The following is a 15,719-nucleotide window of genomic DNA, read 5'->3' on the forward strand; positions in this document are numbered from 1 at the left end:
TTTACCCCACTTTCACCATGTGCGGGGCGGCGCGTTCGCCACCCTGGTGGTCCAGATCACGGCTGACCAGCAGCAGTACCTGGGCGGAGGCGTCGGACACCTGTGCCTTGTAGCCAGCGATGGAGCGGGCGAAGACGTTGTAGATGACCACGGCCGGGATCGCGGCAACCAGGCCCAGGGCGGTAGCCAGCAGGGCTTCGGCGATGCCTGGAGCGACCACGGCGAGGTTGGTGGTCTGAGTCTTGGCGATGCCGATGAAGCTGTTCATGATGCCCCACACGGTACCGAACAGACCGACGAACGGGGCAGTGGAGCCGATGGTGGCCAGCACGCCGGTGCCGCTGCTCATGTTGCGACCGCTGGCGGCCACCAGACGCTCGAGGCGGAAGCTGACGCGTTCCTTGATGCCTTCCTTCTCGCGAGCGTTGGCCGACAGGCGCATCTCTTCGAGGGCGTCATGCACCAGGGTGTGGGCCAGGGTGCCTTCCTTGTTCGACACCTCGCTGGCCTCTTTCAGGCTCACCGAGCGTTTCAGGGCGGCGATCTCGCCACGCAGGCGGCGCTTGGCGCCCATCAGCTCGAAGCCTTTGGCGATCCAGATGGTCCAGGTGATGATCGAGGCGATGGCCAGGCCGATCATCACGGCCTTCACCACCACGTCGGCGTTCTTGTACATGCCCCATGGGGACAGGTCGTGGGCCATGCCCAGCGAGGTGTCCTCGACCATCGCCTGCACGTTCTCGTCGGCCGGTGCCTGGCCATCCACTGGGGCGTTGGCGTCGGCAGGCGCGTCGGTTGGCGCAGCGACCGGTGCCTGGCCTTCGGCGGCAGGCGCGGCGGGGGCGCTGGCGGCTGCCGGTGCGGCGGCAGTGGCGGCGGGCTCATCGGCCATGGCCACGGGGGCCAGTACCAGGCTGAACATCAGCGCGGCAATGGCGCGCCAGGCGCGCGACGGGGTTGGCGAAGCGGAAGGTTGAGTACGTGTCATGCTGGCCGGACCTGATGAAGAGAAATGGGTTGAGTTCTTCAAGGCCTCGAAGCAGGCCGAGAACAGACAGGGCCGCCATTATTGCAAGTAATTCTTGTTAACAAAAGAATGGAGAGCGCTTTTTTTAACCTTTGTCTAGCCGCTGATCGCTAAATCCGGTTAGCGTGAACCTTTGGATTTGGAGTTTCATGATGTCGGACCTGAGTGCGTTGATCGTCGGCTGCGGCGATGTGGGAGGCCGTCTGGCCCGCCAGTTGCTCGCCGATGGGTGGCAGGTCGATGGCCTGCGCCGGTCGGTGCGGGACCTGCCCGAAGGGGTGCGGCCCGTTGCCGCCGACCTGTCGAACCCGCGCCTGCCGGAAGCGTGGCCCGCGCGCGCGCCGGACTACCTGGTGTACTGCGTGGCGGCCAGCCAGCATGACGAAGCGGGCTACCAGGCCGCCTATGTCGACGGTTTGCGCCATGTGCTCGATTGGTTGAAAACCAATGGCCAGCGGCCGCGTCGCCTGCTGTTCGTTTCCAGCAGCAGTGTCTATGCGCAACAGGATGGTGAGTGGATCGACGAGAGCGCAGCCACCGCACCCGAGGGGTATTCGGGCAAGGTGATGCTCGAAGCGGAGCGCCTGGCGCTGGGTAGCGGCATTCCCGCCAGCATCGTGCGCCTGACCGGGATCTACGGACCGGGACGTGAGTGGCTGCTGAGCCAGGTACGTCAAGGCTACCGAGTGGCCGAGGAGCCGCCATTGTACGGCAACCGCATTCACGCCGAGGATGCCGCTGGTTTGTTGGCGCACCTGCTGCAGGCCGATGCCCGGGGTGTGGCGTTGGACGATTGCTACATCGGCGTCGATGACGATCCGGCGCCACTGGCCGAGGTGGTGGGCTGGCTGCGCGAGTACCTGGGGGTCACCGAGTGGTCGGACGAGCAGCGGGTGCGGCGTACCGGCAGCAAGCGCTGCAGCAATGCGCGGGCTCGGGCACTGGGCTGGGCGCCGCAGTATCCGAGCTATAAAGAAGGCTATGCGGCCATTCTGCAAGGGCGTGGTTGAGAGATCTGGCTCTATCGCGGGGCCAGTCGGGCCGCCGCGATGATGGCTAATCCTTTTCCAGCACCCACTGCCGGGCGCCGGCAGTCAGTTGCGGCATTTCATCCGGCTGGGCGCGGTTCACCGCCTGGAAGATCTCCAGGGTGTCGCCGTCGCGCTTGAAGATCCACGGCGCGCCACGCTGGTTGCGCTCCAGCCACAGGCTGTCGTTGCCATCGCCCATGGTCGCGCAGTCACCCGCCAGGCACAGGGCAAAGCGGTCCGGCCCGGGCAGGCCGGTGACATTGCCGGTATCGCTGAAGCGCACTAACCCGCCCTTGCCCTGACCCTCGACGATCTTCCAGTCACCGCCCAGGTATTGCTGGTACAGCGCCTTCTCGAAACTGCCGCCCAGCGCAGCGCCTTCTGGCGCCTTGCTGCGCACGAACGTCTGCTGATGGCCGGAGGGGTCGATAGTCACCAGTTCGTCGCCATCGAGCTTGAGCTGTTCGGTCAGGTCGCCTTCGAAGTTGACCTGCCAGTCCTTCTCGTTGGCGCTCAGACGCCCGTCGGCGGCCTCGAAGCCATTGCTGAAGCTGGCCTGCTGGTTCTTGACGTCGATCTTCCACTCGAACACCGGACCCTTCGCGTCCAGGGCTTGGCGCAGGCTGGTGCCTTCGCTGGCGGTGTCGATGGCGGCCTGGTTGATCCAGGTGCCGTTGAAATCTTCAGGCTTGTGGCTGGCGCAGCCGCCCAGGAGCAGGGCTGCCAGCGTGAGAGGCAATGCGTGGCGCATGGTGAAAACCTTGAGGCAGGAGGGGGGTGACGGGCCTTGACCCGTCACCGGGGTATTACTCGAGAACCAGGATGGCGTCCATCTCGACCTGGGCGCCCTTGGGCAGGGCAGCCACGCCGATGGCGGCGCGGGCCGGGTAGGGCTGCTCGAAGTAGCGGCCCATGATCTCGTTGACCTTGGCGAAGTGGCTCAGGTCGGTGAGGAAGATGTTCAGCTTGACGATGTCCTTGAACGAACCGCCAGCGGCTTCGGCCACCGACTTCAGGTTCTCGAACACCTGGACGGTCTGGGCTTCGAAGCCATCCACCAGTTCCATGGTTTTCGGGTCGAGCGGGATCTGCCCCGACATGTACACGGTGTTGCCGGCCTTGATCGCTTGCGAGTAAGTGCCGATGGCGGCTGGGGCCTTGTCGCTGGTGATGACGGTCTTGCTCATGATGACTCCTTGCGGTTGGCGGACTACGCACGCATCCGGGTGATGCGGACCACGCCGGTCAAGGTGCGCAGCTTCTTGATCACACGGGCCAGGTGCACGCGGTCGTGCACGCTGACCACCAGTTGGACCACGCTGATACGGCCGTCGCGTTCGTCCATGCTGATTTTCTCGATGTTGCCGTCGGCGGCGTTGACGCTGCTCGCCAGCAGGGCGATCAGGCCGCGCTGGTGCTCCAGCTCGACGCGCAGCTCGACGTTGAACTCGCCGGTGATGTCTTTGGCCCAGGAGAGCTGCAGGCACTTCTCTGGGTTATGCCGGACTTCACTGATGTTACGGCAGTCTTCCAGGTGCACGACCATGCCCTTGCCCGCCGACAGGTGGCCGACGATCGGGTCGCCCGGGATCGGCGTGCAGCACTTGGCGTAGCTGAGCACCAGGCCCTCGGTGCCGCGGATCGCCAGCGGGCCTTCCGGGGCCGGCAGCTGTTCGCCTTCGGCAGACAGCAGGCGGCGGGCGACCACGTAGGCCATGCGGTTGCCCAGGCCGATGTCTTCGAGCAGGTCTTCGACCAGCTCCAGGCGGTACTCGGTGAGGATCGCCTGGACGCGCTCCTGCGGAATCTTCTCAAGGCTGCTGTCGAAGCCGGTCAGCACTTTGTTCAGCAAGCGCTCGCCAAGGCTGATGGACTCGGAGCGGCGCTGCTGCTTGAGGGCGTGGCGGATATGCGTGCGCGCCTTGCCGGTGACCACGAAGTTGAGCCAGGCCGGGTTCGGCCGGGCCCCCGGTGCGCTGACGATCTCGACGGTGGAGCCGCTCTGCAGCGGCTCGGACAGCGGTGCCAGGCGGCGGTTGATGCGGCAGGCGATGCAGCTGTTGCCGACGTCGGTGTGTACCGCGTAGGCGAAGTCGACGGCGGTGGAGCCCTTGGGCAGCTCCATGATCCGGCCTTTCGGGGTGAAGACGTAGACCTCGTCCGGGAACAGGTCGATCTTCACGCTCTCGATGAATTCCAGCGAGTTGCCGGCGCGCTGCTGCAGCTCGAGGATGCCCTTGACCCATTGGCGGGCGCGGGCATGGCTGCCTTTTGGCTGCTCTTCCTCGTTGGACTTGTACAGCCAGTGCGCGGCGATGCCGTTGTTGGCCATCTCTTCCATTTCACGGGTGCGGATCTGGATTTCGATGGGCACGCCGTGCATGCCGAACAGCGTGGTGTGCAACGACTGGTAGCCGTTGGCCTTGGGGATCGCGATGTAGTCCTTGAAGCGGCCCGGCAGCGGCTTGTACAGGTTGTGCACGGCACCGAGCACGCGGTAGCAGGTGTCGACCTTGTCGACGATGATGCGGAAGGCGTACACGTCCATGATCTCGGTGAAGGCGCGGCGTTTGCCGCGCATCTTCTTGTAGATGCCATAGAGGTGTTTCTGCCGGCCGCTGACCTCGCCCTCGATGCCGTCGGCGGCCAGGCAGTTGGCCAGCGAGGTCTCGATCTTGGCGACGATTTCCTTGCGGTTGCCGCGCGCGGCCTTCACCGCCCGGTGGATCAGCGACGAACGCATCGGGTGCATGGCTTTGAAGCCGAGGTCCTCGAACTCCACGCGCACGGTGTGCATGCCCAGGCGATTGGCGATGGGGGCGTAGATCTCGAGGGTTTCCTTGGCGATGCGCCGGCGTTTTTCGCCGGAGAGCACTTCCAGGGTGCGCATGTTGTGCAGGCGGTCGGCCAGCTTGACCAGGATCACGCGGATATCGCGGGCCATGGCCATGGCCATCTTCTGGAAGTTCTCGGCCTGCGCCTCGGCCTTGGTCTCGAAGTTCATCTGGGTCAGCTTGCTGACCCCGTCGACCAGCTCGGCGACGGTCTCGCCGAATTGCTGGCTCAAGGCTTCCTTGGCGATGCCGGTATCTTCGATCACGTCGTGCAGCATGGCCGCCATCAGGCTCTGATGGTCCATGTGCATGTCGGCAAGGATGCTGGCTACCGCCAGCGGATGGGTCACGTAGGGCTCGCCGCTGCGGCGGCGCTGGCCATCGTGGGCCTGCTCGGCGTAGAAGTAGGCCCGACGAACCAGGTTGACCTGTTCGGGGCCCAGATAGGTCGACAGCCGTTCGGCGAGGGCTTCTATACCCGGCATGGTTTCACCTCTTGCAGTAGAAGAGGGCCTTGCGCCGCACGGTGTCGACTGGGCATCAATCAGACAGCCTCGTTGTTCTCGTCCTCGAACGCGGCGAATACCGGATCCTCGGTGACGATCTCTTCGGCGGCGATGAACTCTGGAGTGACGATGCCTTCGGCGATTTCACGCAGGGCGACGACGGTAGGCTTGTCGTTTTCCCACGCAACGCGTGGCTCTTTGCCGCCGGTAGCCAGCTGGCGGGCGCGCTTGGTCGAGAGCATGACCAGCTCAAAGCGGTTATCCACGTGTTCCAGGCAGTCTTCAACAGTTACGCGGGCCATGGTCTTCCTCAGTAGCAAATGCGGTTAGGCGTGCAGCCCAGAATGGGCAGGCGGACTCGATAGTTTAAAAAATCACCAGCCAATAGGGAAGGGCTGTTTTGTCGGGTGGCCTTTCTCCGATGCTGTTGGAATCGCTTTGCGGGCCCTGTGGAAGCGGACTTGCCCGCGCAGCAGTCCGTGTCCTGCCTGATTCGGACGATAACGGTTCTTGTTACCCGAAAACAACCGCCCTTGACGCGTTAACGCAACATTGCGTCGCGCAGGCGCGGGGTCAGCTCCTCGAACAGCGTCTGCACCGAGCGCAGGGCACGGCAATCGGGCCGCGTCAGCAGCCACAACTGGGTGTCGCAGCCGGGCAGTGGGCCGCTCAGTGCCTCGACGCCGGGCAGGTCGTGGACCATGTAGTCGGGCAGTGCCGCCACGCCCAGGCCGGTGGTCACCAGTTGGGCGATGGTCGACATGCCGCTGCACTGGTAACGCGGGATCAGGCCGGGATGGTGCTGGTTGCGCCAGACCACGGTGGCGTGGTCCTGCATGGAATCGTCGGGGGCGATCCACGGCACGCTCAGGGGTGCCTCCTGCAGCCGCTCGCGCAGCGCCGGCTGGCCGCAGACCACGTAGGAGGTCGACCCCAGGCAGCGCCCGACAAGGTGCTCCGGCGGCGTGTTGGTCAGGCGCAGGGCGATGTCGGCATCGCGGCGGCTGAGGTTGGCGAAGGTGTTGGAGGTACCCATCTCCAGCGACAACGCCGGATAGTTGGGCATGAACTCGGCCAGCGCCGGCAGCAGCAGGCTGTGCAGCACGGCTTCGGTACAGGTCAGGCGCACGGTGCCGCTGACCACCTGTTCGCCGCTGGTCAGGGCGATGCGCGCCGCATCCAGGGCCTGCTCGGCGCGCTCGGCCTGCTCGGCCAGGGCCTGGGCGGTGTCGGTGGGCAGGTAGCCTTTACGGCTCTTGACGAACAAGGCGGTGCCCAGCGCCGACTCAAGCCGGCGGATTGAGCGGAACACCGTCGAAACGTCGACCTTGAGCAGTTCGGCTGCCTTGGCCAGCGAGCGGCCGCGCTCCAGTGCCAGGACCAGGGAAAGGTCCGCATGGTTGATCTGATATTGCATCGGTGCACGCTCTGCTTGCCAAAATGCCAATGTCTGTTGCGTTTTGGCCATTTTATAGTGGAACGGCCCCCGGGAATCAATGCAGCCGGTCGGCAACCAGCCCCCAACGATGGGCCAGTGAAAAGAACAACAGCAGCACCATCGTCGCCCTCCAAGGCGTCATCCGCAGTTCCCACATCGCCGCTCCGAATCAAAGGATGTACAGCCATGACGTCGGTCTCCCCGTGCGCCAGTTCTTCCCGCGAGATGAATGAATTCCTGGATGCCCATCCGGATACCCAGTACGTCGACCTGCTGATCTCCGACATGAACGGCGTGGTGCGCGGCAAGCGCATCGAGCGTGCCAGCCTGCACAAGGTGTACGAGAAGGGCATCAACCTGCCGGCGTCGCTGTTTGCCCTGGATATCAACGGCTCGACCGTCGAAAGCACCGGGCTGGGCCTGGATATCGGTGACGCCGACCGCATCTGTCTGCCGATTCCCGGCACGCTGTGCGACGAACCCTGGCAGAAACGCCCCACCGCCCAGCTGCTGATGACCATGCATGAGCTGGACGGCGCGCCGTTCTTCGCCGACCCGCGGGAAGTGCTGCGCCAGGTGGTGAGCAAGTTCGACGACCTGGGCCTGGATATCTGCGCCGCGTTCGAGCTGGAGTTCTACCTGATCGACCAGGACAACCTCAACGGCCGCCCGCAGCCGCCGCGCTCGCCGATTTCGGGCAAGCGCCCGCAGTCGACCCAGGTGTACCTGATCGACGACCTCGATGAGTACGCCGACTGCCTGCAGGACATGCTCGAAGCCGCCAAGGAGCAGGGCCTGCCGGCCGATGCCATCGTCAAGGAAAGCGCCCCGGCGCAGTTCGAGGTGAACCTGCACCACGTCGCCGACCCGCTGAAGGCCTGTGACTACGCGATCCTGCTCAAGCGCCTGATCAAGAACGTCGCCTACGACCATGAGATGGACTCCACCTTCATGGCCAAGCCCTATCCGGGCCAGGCCGGCAACGGCCTGCACGTGCACATTTCGTTGCTGGACAAGAAAACCGGCAAGAACATCTTCGCCAATGAGGACCCGCTGCAAAGCGACACCCTGCGCCATGCCGTCGGCGGTGTGCTGGAAACCATGCCTGCATCGATGGCGTTCCTCTGCCCGAACATCAACTCGTACCGTCGCTTCGGTGCCCAGTTCTATGTGCCCAACGCGCCGAGCTGGGGCCTGGACAACCGCACCGTGGCCATCCGCGTGCCGACTGACAGCAGCGAGAACGTACGCATCGAACACCGTGTGGCCGGCGCCGACGCCAACCCGTACCTGATGCTTGCGGCAATCCTCGCCGGCATCCACCACGGCCTGACCAACAAGGTCGAGCCGGACGCGCCGATCGAAGGCAACTCGTACGAGCAGTTGGAGCAGAGCCTGCCGAACAACCTGCGCGATGCCCTGCGCGCGCTGGATGACAGTGAAGTCCTCAACCAATACATCAGCCCGGACTACATCGACATTTTCGTGGCCTGCAAGGAGAGCGAGCTGGCCGAGTTCGAAGTGTCGATCTCCGACCTCGAGTACAACTGGTACCTGCACACGGTGTAAGCCCATGAGCGCAATTGCGGTCCCCTTGATCGGTGTCAGCGCCTGCCGCCAGCAGGTGGGGAAAAACTCGTCGCACACGGTGGGCGACAAGTATGTCGAGGCCGCGGGCTTTGCCGGGCTGCCGCTGATCCTGCCGGCCCGTGACGGCGGCAGCGACACGCAGGCGCTGCTGGCCAGGCTCGATGGCATTCTTTTTACCGGTTCGCCTTCAAATGTCGAGCCGCATCATTACAATGGCGCGCCCAGCGCGGAAGGCACCCGGCACGATCTTGCACGTGACCGCCTGACCTTGCCGCTGCTGCAGGCGGCCATTGCCGCGGGTGTGCCAGTGTTGTGCATCTGCCGTGGCTTCCAGGAACTGAACGTGGCCCTCGGTGGCAGCCTGCACCAACGGGTGCATGAGTTGCCCGGCTACCTGGACCACCGCGAACCTGAGGACGCACCCCTGGAGGTGCAATACGGCCCTCGTCACCCCGTCGGCATACAGCCGGGTGGGATGTTCGAGCGCCTGGGCCTGGCTGCGCGGTTCGAGGTCAACTCGCTGCACAGCCAGGGTATCGACCGCCTGGCCCCGGGCCTGCGCGTCGAGGCACGGGCCCCGGATGGCCTGATTGAAGCGGTGTCGATGCCTGATGCGCCGGGCTTTGTACTCGGCGTGCAGTGGCACCCTGAATGGCGTTTCGCCGAAAACCCGGTTTCGCTGCGCCTGTTCGAGGCGTTCCGCGAGGCCTGCATTGCCCATGCTGCACGGGAGGGTGTGCGCCAGAAGACCCTCTGACGTCACCCGGTAGTCTCGGATGACCCACCCCGGCAGTGAGCTTTCAATGAGTGGAAGCGGGCCCTCTACGGCGGGCCTGTGAAAACAATTCCAATAGTTACGGCAAATACTCATGAGCGATTACACAGAAGCCGGCCGCCCACCCGACGTGGCGGCCGACTCGGGCAACACCCAGCGCAGCAAAGGCTTGGCCAAGGGCCGCCTCGGCCTGCTGGCCAGCGTCGTGCTGGGCATTTCCACCATTGCACCGGTCTACACCCTGACTGGCGCGCTCGGCCCGACCGTGCGTGAAGTCGGCGCCCACTTGCCGGCGGTGTTCATCGTCGGCTTCCTACCGATGCTGCTGGTCGCCCTGGGCTACCGCGAGCTGAACTCGGCGGAGCCCGACAGCGGCACGTCCTTCACCTGGTCGGCCCGGGCCTTCGGCCCGATGATCGGCTGGATTGGCGGCTGGGGGCTGGTGGTGGCCACCACCATCGTGCTGTCCAACCTGGCAGGCGTGGCGGTGGACTTCTTCTACCTGTTCCTGGCGCAGATCACCGGCAACCAGGAGCTGGCCGCGCTGGCGGACAACCTGTTGATAAACGTCACCACCTGTTGCGTGTTCATCGCCCTGGCAGTGTGGATCTGCTGTCGCGGCATGGCCACCACCATGACGGTGCAGTACGGCCTGGTGGCCTTGCAGTTGCTGGTGCTGATCGGCTTCGCCTTTGCCGCGTTCGGCGAGACCACCGCGCCGCCGCCGTTGGCGTTCGACCTGGCCTGGTTCAACCCGTTCGGTGTCGAGTCGTTCTCGGCCTTTGCCGCCGGCCTGTCGCTGTCGATCTTCATTTTCTGGGGCTGGGACGTGTGCCTGACCGTCAGCGAAGAGTCGATCGGCAGCGACGAAGTGCCGGGCAAGGCGGCGACCTGGACCGTGCTGCTGATCCTCGGCCTGTACCTGCTCACCGCCATCGCCACCCTGCAGTTTGCCGGGATCAGCGAGCATGGCCTGGGCCTGAACAACCCGCGCATCCAGGAGAACGTGTTCGCCCACCTGGCCGGCCCGGTCATGGGGCCGCTGGCGATCCTGATGTCGATCGCGGTGCTGGCCAGCACCGCCGCCTCGCTGCAATCGACCTTCGTCTCGCCGGCGCGCACCCTGCTCGCCATGGGTTACTACGGCGCTGTGCCGCAACGCTTCGCCACGGTGTGCCCGCGTTCGCAGACGCCGCGCTACGCGACCATCTGTGCCGGTATTGCCGCAGGCCTGTTCTACGTGACCATGCGTACCCTCAGCGAGAACGTGCTGGCCGACACCATCACCGCCCTGGGCATGATGATCTGCTTCTACTACTCGCTGACCGCCTTTGCCTGCGTGTGGTACTTCCGCCGCAGCCTGTTCGACAGCGTGCGCCACTTCTTCATGCGCGGCGTGTGCCCGTTGGTGGGTGGCCTGATCCTGTCGGTGATCTTCCTGCGCACGGCGATCGACAGCGCCTCGCCAGACTTCGGCAGCGGCTCGCATGTGGGTGGGCTGGGGCTGGTATTCGTGATCGCGGCGATCATCTCGGCGCTGGGCATCGTGCTGATGCTGCTGTCGCGGCTGCGTGCGCCAGCGTACTTCCTGGGGGCTACCCTGCGTCAGCAGGCGACGTTGCAGTTGCAGGAATAAACCAGTCGGAACCCTCGCGGGGCAATCCCGCCGCCACGCGTTTGGCGTGGCGGCGGGATTGCCCCGCGATGCTTTTTCAGCCGACCAGTTGTTTCAGCAGTGCTCCATGGCGCTGTTGCTGTTTTTTCAGCAGCAGACGGTTCGAGGCGAACACTGCCTTCATTTCTTCCAGTGCCACCGCGAAGTCATCGTTGATGATGACGTACTCATATTCGTCGTAGTGCACCATCTCGCTGACCGCTTCCTTCATGCGTCCGGCGATGATTTCCTCGCTGTCCTGGCCACGGCCGTCCAGGCGTTGGCGCAGGGCCTCCTGGCTTGGCGGCAGGATGAAGATCGAACGCGCCTCGGGCATCAGCTTGCGCACCTGCTGGGCACCTTGCCAGTCGATCTCCAGGATCAGGTCGTAGCCCTGATCGAGGGTTTCCTGCAGGGCGCTGCGCGAAGTGCCGTAGAAGTTGCCGAACACTTCGGCGTGCTCGAGGAAATCGCCCTGGGCGATCAGTGCCTTGAACGCTTCGTGGACGACGAAGTGATAGTTGACCCCGTGTTCCTCGCCCGGGCGCATGGCGCGGGTGGTGTGGGAGACCGAGACGCGGACGCGCTCGTCGTCCTTGATCAGGGCCGTGACCAGGCTGGTCTTGCCGGCGCCGGACGGGGCCGAGACGATGTAGAGGGTGCCGCTGCTGTGGTTCATGGTAGGGGTGGCCTTACTCGATGTTCTGTACTTGTTCACGCATCTGTTCGATCAGCACCTTCAGGTTGACTGCCGCCTGCGTGCTGCGTGGGTCGAATGCCTTGGAGCCAAGGGTGTTGGCTTCGCGGTTGAGCTCCTGCATCAGGAAGTCCAGGCGCCGGCCGGCGGCGCCGCCCGACTTGAGCACCCGGCGCACTTCGGTGACGTGGGTGCTGAGGCGGTCCAGCTCTTCGGCGACGTCGCTCTTCTGCGCCAGCAGGACCATTTCCTGTTCCAGGCGCTGCGGGTCGAGCTCGGCCTTCATATCGCCGAAGCGATCGAGGACCTTCTGCCGTTGCGCGGCCAGCATCTGCGGCACCAGGGTGCGCAGGGTGGCGACTTCGCCGGCCATGCTGTCCAGGCGCTCGTTGATTAGCCGGGCCAGTTCGGCGCCTTCGCGTTGGCGGCCGGCCTTGAGTTCGGTCAGGGCTTCGTCGAACAGTGCGATGGCTTCGGCATTGAGCGCTTGCGGATCGGTGGCGTCGGCCACCAGCACGCCCGGCCAGGCCAGTACTTCCAGCGGGTTGAGCGGTGCCGGTTGCTTGATCAGGCTGGCGACGGTTTCGGCGGCGGCGACCAGTTGCGCGGCGCGTTCGCGATCGACCTGCAGTGGCTTGCCGGTGCTGTCTTCGCTCAGGCGCAGGGTGCACTCGACCTTGCCGCGCGAGAGACCTTGGCGCAGGCCTTCGCGTACGGCGCCTTCGAGGTCGCGCAGGGCCTCGGGCAGGCGCAGGTGGGGTTCGAGATAGCGGTGGTTGACCGAGCGCAGCTCCCAGACCAGGGTGCCTTGGCTGCCAGCGCGCTCGACACGAGCAAAAGCGGTCATGCTATGCACCATGGGGAGTACCTCGCGTATTCAGGTGGACGGGGAGCCTGTCGGCTGCAAGGCGCAGGATTGTAGCGCAGTGCGGCGCGGGCGCCCAATCCAGCCATGCTAACGGTCGCCCCGAAACCTGTCGGAAAACACGACAGGCTGCGCGAGCGCGACGACAGGCGTGCCTTCGTCGGGTGTCGGGCTCTATAATGCTCGGCAGATTCAAAGTCCCCGTACAGGTATTCCAGATGAAACGTCCAAGTGGTCGCGCCGCCGATCAGCTCCGCTCGATCCGCATTACTCGCAACTACACCAAGCACGCCGAAGGATCGGTTCTGGTCGAGTTCGGTGACACCAAGGTCATCTGCACGGTCAGCGTCGAGAACGGTGTTCCCCGCTTCCTCAAAGGCCAGGGCCAAGGTTGGCTGACCGCCGAGTACGGCATGCTGCCGCGCTCCACCGGCGAGCGTAACCAGCGCGAGGCCAGCCGTGGCAAGCAAGGCGGCCGCACCCTCGAGATCCAGCGCCTGATTGGCCGCTCCCTGCGCGCCGCGCTGGACATGAGCAAGCTCGGCGACATCACCCTGTACGTCGACTGCGACGTGATCCAGGCCGACGGCGGCACTCGCACTGCCTCGATCACCGGCGCCATGGTCGCTCTGTGCGACGCCCTGGCGGTGATCAAGAAACGTGGCGGTCTCAAGGGTGGCAACCCGCTCAAGCACATGATCGCCGCAGTGTCGGTGGGCATGTACCAGGGCGAGGCCGTGCTCGACCTCGACTACCTCGAGGACTCCGCCGCCGAGACCGACCTGAACGTGGTCATGACCAGTGCCGGTGGTTTCATCGAAGTACAGGGCACTGCCGAGGGCGCGCCGTTCCAGCCTGCCGACTTCAACGCCATGCTGGCGCTGGCGCAGAAGGGCATGGACGAAATCTTCGAACTGCAGAAGGCGGCGCTGGCCGACTGAGCAGACACCAGGGAGGTGCGGGACATGAACGATTCGGATCTGCCGATCACTCCGCCCAGCGCCGATGTCCGGCAATGGGCGATGTTCTGCCACCTCTCGGCGCTCTTGGGGCTGGTGCTGCCCCTTGGGCATTTGCTGGGCCCGCTGGTGCTGTGGCACCTCAAGCGCGAGCAGGATCCGTTCATCGATGCCCAGGGCAAGGAGGCGCTGAACTTCCAGATCAGCGTGACCATCGCCGGCTTCGTCTGCTTCCTGCTGATGTTCGTGTTCATCGGCATCCTGCTGTTCGCCGTGCTGATGGTGGCGGTGCTGATCCTGATCATCCTGGCAGCGGTCAAGGCAAATGAAGGGCAGCCGTATCGCTATCCCTTCATCTGGCGGCCGATCAGATAGACACAAAAAAGCCGACCTGATGGTCGGCTTTTTTGTGCGTGCCATCCTCAGATGGTCAGCGTCCAGTCGTAGTCCACGATCAGCGGCGCGTGCTGGGAGAAGCGCGGCTGGCGCGGCAGGCGGGCGTTGCGCACGAAGCGGCGCAGGCCTGGGGTGAGGATCTGGTAGTCGAACCGGTAACCCAGGTTGAGCATCTCGGCCTGCTCGTTGTCCGGCCACCAGCTGTACTGGTCGCCTTCACGGCTGACTTCGCGCAGGGCATCGACATAGCCCATGTCGCCGACGATGGCGTCCATCCAGGCGCGCTCGGGTGGCAGGAAACCCGGCGACTGCTGGCTGTCACGCCAGTTCTTGATGTCGAGCTTCTGCTGCGCCACGTAGAACGAGCCGCAGTAGATGTACTCGCGACGCTTGCGGCGCTGCTTGTCCAGGTACTTGGCGAAGTCGTCCATCAACTTGAATTTCTGGTTCAAGTCCTCGTCGCCGTTCATGCCCGAAGGCAGCAACAGGCTGGCAATACTGACTTTGTCGAAATCTGCTTGCAGATAACGCCCGTAGCGGTCGGCTGTCTCGAAGCCCAGGCCGGTGATGACTGCCTTGGGCTGCATGCGCGAGTAAAGTGCCACGCCACCTTGGGTGGGCACCTCCGCGTCGCAGGCGTAAAGGAAATAGCCATCGAGCTGGAAAGCTGGGTCGTCGAGTTCAAAGGCCGAGGCGCGGGTATCCTGAAGGCAGATGACGTCGGCATTCTGGGCCTGTAACCAGCTGAGCAATCCACGCTCGGCCGCAGCCTGAATGCCATTTACGTTCACACTGATGATCCGCATAAATGGCCCCAAAAATCTCGTGCGTGTATGATACCCGAGCTCAACACATTTAGCTAAATCCGTGGTGTCCGGGACCTTTCATGCAGCCGTATCAGCGCGACTTCATCCGTTTTGCCATCGATCGCGGCGTTCTGCGCTTCGGTGAGTTCACCCTGAAATCGGGGCGTACCAGCCCGTACTTCTTCAATGCCGGCCTGTTCAACACCGGGTCCGCCCTGGCGCAGCTGGGGCGTTGCTACGCGGCGGCCATCGTCGACAGCAAGATCCCCTTCGACGTGCTGTTCGGCCCGGCCTACAAGGGTATCCCCCTGGCCGCGGCCACTGCCGTGGCCCTGGCCGAGCAGCACCAGCTCGACGTGCCGTGGTGCTTCAACCGCAAGGAAGCCAAGGACCATGGTGAGGGCGGCAGCCTGGTCGGCGCCCCGCTGGCCGGCGACGTGCTGATCATCGACGACGTGATCACCGCCGGCACTGCCATCCGCGAAGTGATGCAGATCATCAACGCCCAGCAGGCCAAGGCCGCCGGCGTGCTGATCGCGCTGAACCGCGAAGAGCGCGGCAATGGCGAGCTGTCGGCGATCCAGGAAGTCGAGCGCGACTTCGGTATCCCGGTCGTGAGCATCGTCTCGCTGACCCAGGTGCTGGAATTCCTGGCTGACGACCCGCAGCTCAAGCAACACCTGCCGGCGGTCGAAGCCTACCGCGCCCAGTACGGTATCTGACGTACACACGGCAACGGAAAAGGCGACCCTGAGGTCGCCTTTTTTCATGCCGGTGTTTCAACGGCCGTTGGGGTAGGGGTCCTGCACGGCGTCGCCGACACCGGTCAGGATCTTCCAGGCGCGCTTCGGGTGGGAAATGGAGTCGAAATCGGGGCAAGGCGGGAGTGACTTCTTACCCTGATTGGAGTACTCGTAGCCGCAGTCGGCACACTCGTAACTACCTGCGGAAACATCGCTGCCGTAGGGCACCTCGTCTTTTTTCATCGCTGGATCTCCTGTGTGTGGGAAGTCTCCATGCTAATCAGCCGATGAAAGCAGATGTTGTAGTACCCGTCCGACACTGCTGTGGGACTGTTCTGGGCGGTGCTCGTCTTGTCGCGATACAAGCCCGTACCCTCCATCTGCGTGGGGGCGGGCTT

At 64.4% G+C, this 15,719-nt stretch carries 17 protein-coding genes; 7 read left to right on the forward strand and 10 right to left on the reverse strand.

What is annotated here, in order from left to right:
* Nucleotide 1: 1 nt before the first annotated feature.
* Entirely contained in the window at nucleotides 2-988 is a 987-nt protein-coding gene (gene exbB / locus ACODS9_RS10650; protein WP_401107951.1) for a tonB-system energizer ExbB, read from the reverse strand.
* Between the two features lie 191 nt (nucleotides 989-1,179).
* Between exbB and ACODS9_RS10655 the strand changes: the two genes are divergently transcribed.
* Nucleotides 1,180-2,037 carry an SDR family oxidoreductase gene (locus ACODS9_RS10655; RefSeq protein ID WP_489093876.1) on the forward strand — a complete coding sequence of 286 codons (858 nt, stop codon included), beginning with the start codon at nucleotides 1,180-1,182 and terminating at the stop codon, nucleotides 2,035-2,037.
* A 46-nt stretch (nucleotides 2,038-2,083) separates the two neighbouring features.
* On the opposite strand, the gene ACODS9_RS10660 is transcribed toward ACODS9_RS10655, so the two are convergent.
* The 5 genes from ACODS9_RS10660 to ACODS9_RS10680 form a co-directional block, all read right to left on the reverse strand.
* Nucleotides 2,084-2,809, reverse strand: coding sequence for a hypothetical protein (locus ACODS9_RS10660; protein ID WP_489093877.1), 726 nt, complete (start codon nucleotides 2,807-2,809; stop codon nucleotides 2,084-2,086).
* A gap of 55 nt (nucleotides 2,810-2,864) precedes the next feature.
* The gene (locus ACODS9_RS10665; protein WP_489093878.1) at nucleotides 2,865-3,245 is read right to left on the reverse strand and encodes a RidA family protein; all 381 of its coding nucleotides are present in this window, start codon (nucleotides 3,243-3,245) and stop codon (nucleotides 2,865-2,867) included.
* Nucleotides 3,246-3,268: 23 nt separating this feature from the next.
* Nucleotides 3,269-5,377 (reverse strand): bifunctional GTP diphosphokinase/guanosine-3',5'-bis pyrophosphate 3'-pyrophosphohydrolase, encoded by a 2,109-nt coding sequence (spoT, locus tag ACODS9_RS10670; protein WP_038707062.1) that lies wholly within the window; start codon nucleotides 5,375-5,377, stop codon nucleotides 3,269-3,271.
* A gap of 59 nt (nucleotides 5,378-5,436) precedes the next feature.
* The gene (gene rpoZ, locus ACODS9_RS10675) at nucleotides 5,437-5,700 is read right to left on the reverse strand and encodes a DNA-directed RNA polymerase subunit omega (RefSeq protein WP_008091595.1); all 264 of its coding nucleotides are present in this window, start codon (nucleotides 5,698-5,700) and stop codon (nucleotides 5,437-5,439) included.
* 239 nt (nucleotides 5,701-5,939) lie between these two features.
* The gene (locus ACODS9_RS10680) at nucleotides 5,940-6,815 is read right to left on the reverse strand and encodes a LysR family transcriptional regulator (protein ID WP_038707061.1); all 876 of its coding nucleotides are present in this window, start codon (nucleotides 6,813-6,815) and stop codon (nucleotides 5,940-5,942) included.
* 207 nt (nucleotides 6,816-7,022) lie between these two features.
* Here ACODS9_RS10680 and ACODS9_RS10685 point away from each other — a divergent pair, with 207 nt between their 5' ends.
* The 3 genes from ACODS9_RS10685 (at nucleotide 7,023) to ACODS9_RS10695 (ending at nucleotide 10,837) form a co-directional block, all read left to right on the forward strand.
* Complete coding sequence (locus tag ACODS9_RS10685; protein ID WP_489093879.1) at nucleotides 7,023-8,405, forward strand: glutamine synthetase family protein; 1,383 nt, start codon at nucleotides 7,023-7,025, stop codon at nucleotides 8,403-8,405.
* A gap of 4 nt (nucleotides 8,406-8,409) precedes the next feature.
* The gene (locus ACODS9_RS10690; RefSeq protein ID WP_489093880.1) at nucleotides 8,410-9,183 is read left to right on the forward strand and encodes a gamma-glutamyl-gamma-aminobutyrate hydrolase family protein; all 774 of its coding nucleotides are present in this window, start codon (nucleotides 8,410-8,412) and stop codon (nucleotides 9,181-9,183) included.
* A gap of 112 nt (nucleotides 9,184-9,295) precedes the next feature.
* Complete coding sequence (locus tag ACODS9_RS10695) at nucleotides 9,296-10,837, forward strand: APC family permease (RefSeq protein ID WP_023631275.1); 1,542 nt, start codon at nucleotides 9,296-9,298, stop codon at nucleotides 10,835-10,837.
* A 76-nt stretch (nucleotides 10,838-10,913) separates the two neighbouring features.
* On the opposite strand, the gene gmk is transcribed toward ACODS9_RS10695, so the two are convergent.
* The gene (gene gmk / locus ACODS9_RS10700; RefSeq protein ID WP_401107932.1) at nucleotides 10,914-11,534 is read right to left on the reverse strand and encodes a guanylate kinase; all 621 of its coding nucleotides are present in this window, start codon (nucleotides 11,532-11,534) and stop codon (nucleotides 10,914-10,916) included.
* Between the two features lie 13 nt (nucleotides 11,535-11,547).
* A complete protein-coding gene (locus ACODS9_RS10705; protein ID WP_038707059.1) occupies nucleotides 11,548-12,411 on the reverse strand; it encodes a YicC/YloC family endoribonuclease in 864 nt (287 codons plus the stop codon).
* 224 nt (nucleotides 12,412-12,635) lie between these two features.
* Between ACODS9_RS10705 and rph the strand changes: the two genes are divergently transcribed.
* Nucleotides 12,636-13,358: a ribonuclease PH gene (gene rph, locus ACODS9_RS10710; RefSeq protein ID WP_046857587.1), complete on the forward strand. Its 723-nt coding sequence runs from the start codon at nucleotides 12,636-12,638 to the stop codon at nucleotides 13,356-13,358.
* Nucleotides 13,359-13,382: 24 nt separating this feature from the next.
* Nucleotides 13,383-13,751, forward strand: coding sequence for a DUF4870 domain-containing protein (locus tag ACODS9_RS10715; RefSeq protein ID WP_401107929.1), 369 nt, complete (start codon nucleotides 13,383-13,385; stop codon nucleotides 13,749-13,751).
* Between the two features lie 47 nt (nucleotides 13,752-13,798).
* Here ACODS9_RS10715 and crc read toward each other — a convergent pair whose 3' ends face one another.
* On the reverse strand, nucleotides 13,799-14,578 hold the full coding sequence (gene crc / locus ACODS9_RS10720) for a catabolite repression control protein Crc (protein ID WP_023629898.1): 780 nt from the start codon (nucleotides 14,576-14,578) through the stop codon (nucleotides 13,799-13,801).
* Nucleotides 14,579-14,658: 80 nt separating this feature from the next.
* Here crc and pyrE point away from each other — a divergent pair, with 80 nt between their 5' ends.
* Nucleotides 14,659-15,300: an orotate phosphoribosyltransferase gene (pyrE, locus tag ACODS9_RS10725; RefSeq protein ID WP_011536401.1), complete on the forward strand. Its 642-nt coding sequence runs from the start codon at nucleotides 14,659-14,661 to the stop codon at nucleotides 15,298-15,300.
* Nucleotides 15,301-15,357: 57 nt separating this feature from the next.
* Here pyrE and ACODS9_RS10730 read toward each other — a convergent pair whose 3' ends face one another.
* Nucleotides 15,358-15,564 (reverse strand): hypothetical protein, encoded by a 207-nt coding sequence (locus ACODS9_RS10730; RefSeq protein WP_401107926.1) that lies wholly within the window; start codon nucleotides 15,562-15,564, stop codon nucleotides 15,358-15,360.
* Nucleotides 15,565-15,719 lie beyond the last annotated feature (155 nt).

This window comes from Pseudomonas sp. FG36, from assembly GCF_057809275.1.

What these genes read in the sequence shown, in the direction of transcription:
- exbB (WP_401107951.1), bottom strand. Translation starts at nt 988, where the DNA reads ATGACACGTACTCAACCTTCCGCTTCGCCAACCCCGTCGCGCGCCTGG.
- ACODS9_RS10655 (WP_489093876.1), top strand. Translation starts at nt 1,180, where the DNA reads ATGTCGGACCTGAGTGCGTTGATCGTCGGCTGCGGCGATGTGGGAGGC.
- ACODS9_RS10660 (WP_489093877.1), bottom strand. Translation starts at nt 2,809, where the DNA reads ATGCGCCACGCATTGCCTCTCACGCTGGCAGCCCTGCTCCTGGGCGGC.
- ACODS9_RS10665 (WP_489093878.1), bottom strand. Translation starts at nt 3,245, where the DNA reads ATGAGCAAGACCGTCATCACCAGCGACAAGGCCCCAGCCGCCATCGGC.
- spoT (WP_038707062.1), bottom strand. Translation starts at nt 5,377, where the DNA reads ATGCCGGGTATAGAAGCCCTCGCCGAACGGCTGTCGACCTATCTGGGC.
- rpoZ (WP_008091595.1), bottom strand. Translation starts at nt 5,700, where the DNA reads ATGGCCCGCGTAACTGTTGAAGACTGCCTGGAACACGTGGATAACCGC.
- ACODS9_RS10680 (WP_038707061.1), bottom strand. Translation starts at nt 6,815, where the DNA reads ATGCAATATCAGATCAACCATGCGGACCTTTCCCTGGTCCTGGCACTG.
- ACODS9_RS10685 (WP_489093879.1), top strand. Translation starts at nt 7,023, where the DNA reads ATGACGTCGGTCTCCCCGTGCGCCAGTTCTTCCCGCGAGATGAATGAA.
- ACODS9_RS10690 (WP_489093880.1), top strand. Translation starts at nt 8,410, where the DNA reads ATGAGCGCAATTGCGGTCCCCTTGATCGGTGTCAGCGCCTGCCGCCAG.
- ACODS9_RS10695 (WP_023631275.1), top strand. Translation starts at nt 9,296, where the DNA reads ATGAGCGATTACACAGAAGCCGGCCGCCCACCCGACGTGGCGGCCGAC.
- gmk (WP_401107932.1), bottom strand. Translation starts at nt 11,534, where the DNA reads ATGAACCACAGCAGCGGCACCCTCTACATCGTCTCGGCCCCGTCCGGC.
- ACODS9_RS10705 (WP_038707059.1), bottom strand. Translation starts at nt 12,411, where the DNA reads ATGGTGCATAGCATGACCGCTTTTGCTCGTGTCGAGCGCGCTGGCAGC.
- rph (WP_046857587.1), top strand. Translation starts at nt 12,636, where the DNA reads ATGAAACGTCCAAGTGGTCGCGCCGCCGATCAGCTCCGCTCGATCCGC.
- ACODS9_RS10715 (WP_401107929.1), top strand. Translation starts at nt 13,383, where the DNA reads ATGAACGATTCGGATCTGCCGATCACTCCGCCCAGCGCCGATGTCCGG.
- crc (WP_023629898.1), bottom strand. Translation starts at nt 14,578, where the DNA reads ATGCGGATCATCAGTGTGAACGTAAATGGCATTCAGGCTGCGGCCGAG.
- pyrE (WP_011536401.1), top strand. Translation starts at nt 14,659, where the DNA reads ATGCAGCCGTATCAGCGCGACTTCATCCGTTTTGCCATCGATCGCGGC.
- ACODS9_RS10730 (WP_401107926.1), bottom strand. Translation starts at nt 15,564, where the DNA reads ATGAAAAAAGACGAGGTGCCCTACGGCAGCGATGTTTCCGCAGGTAGT.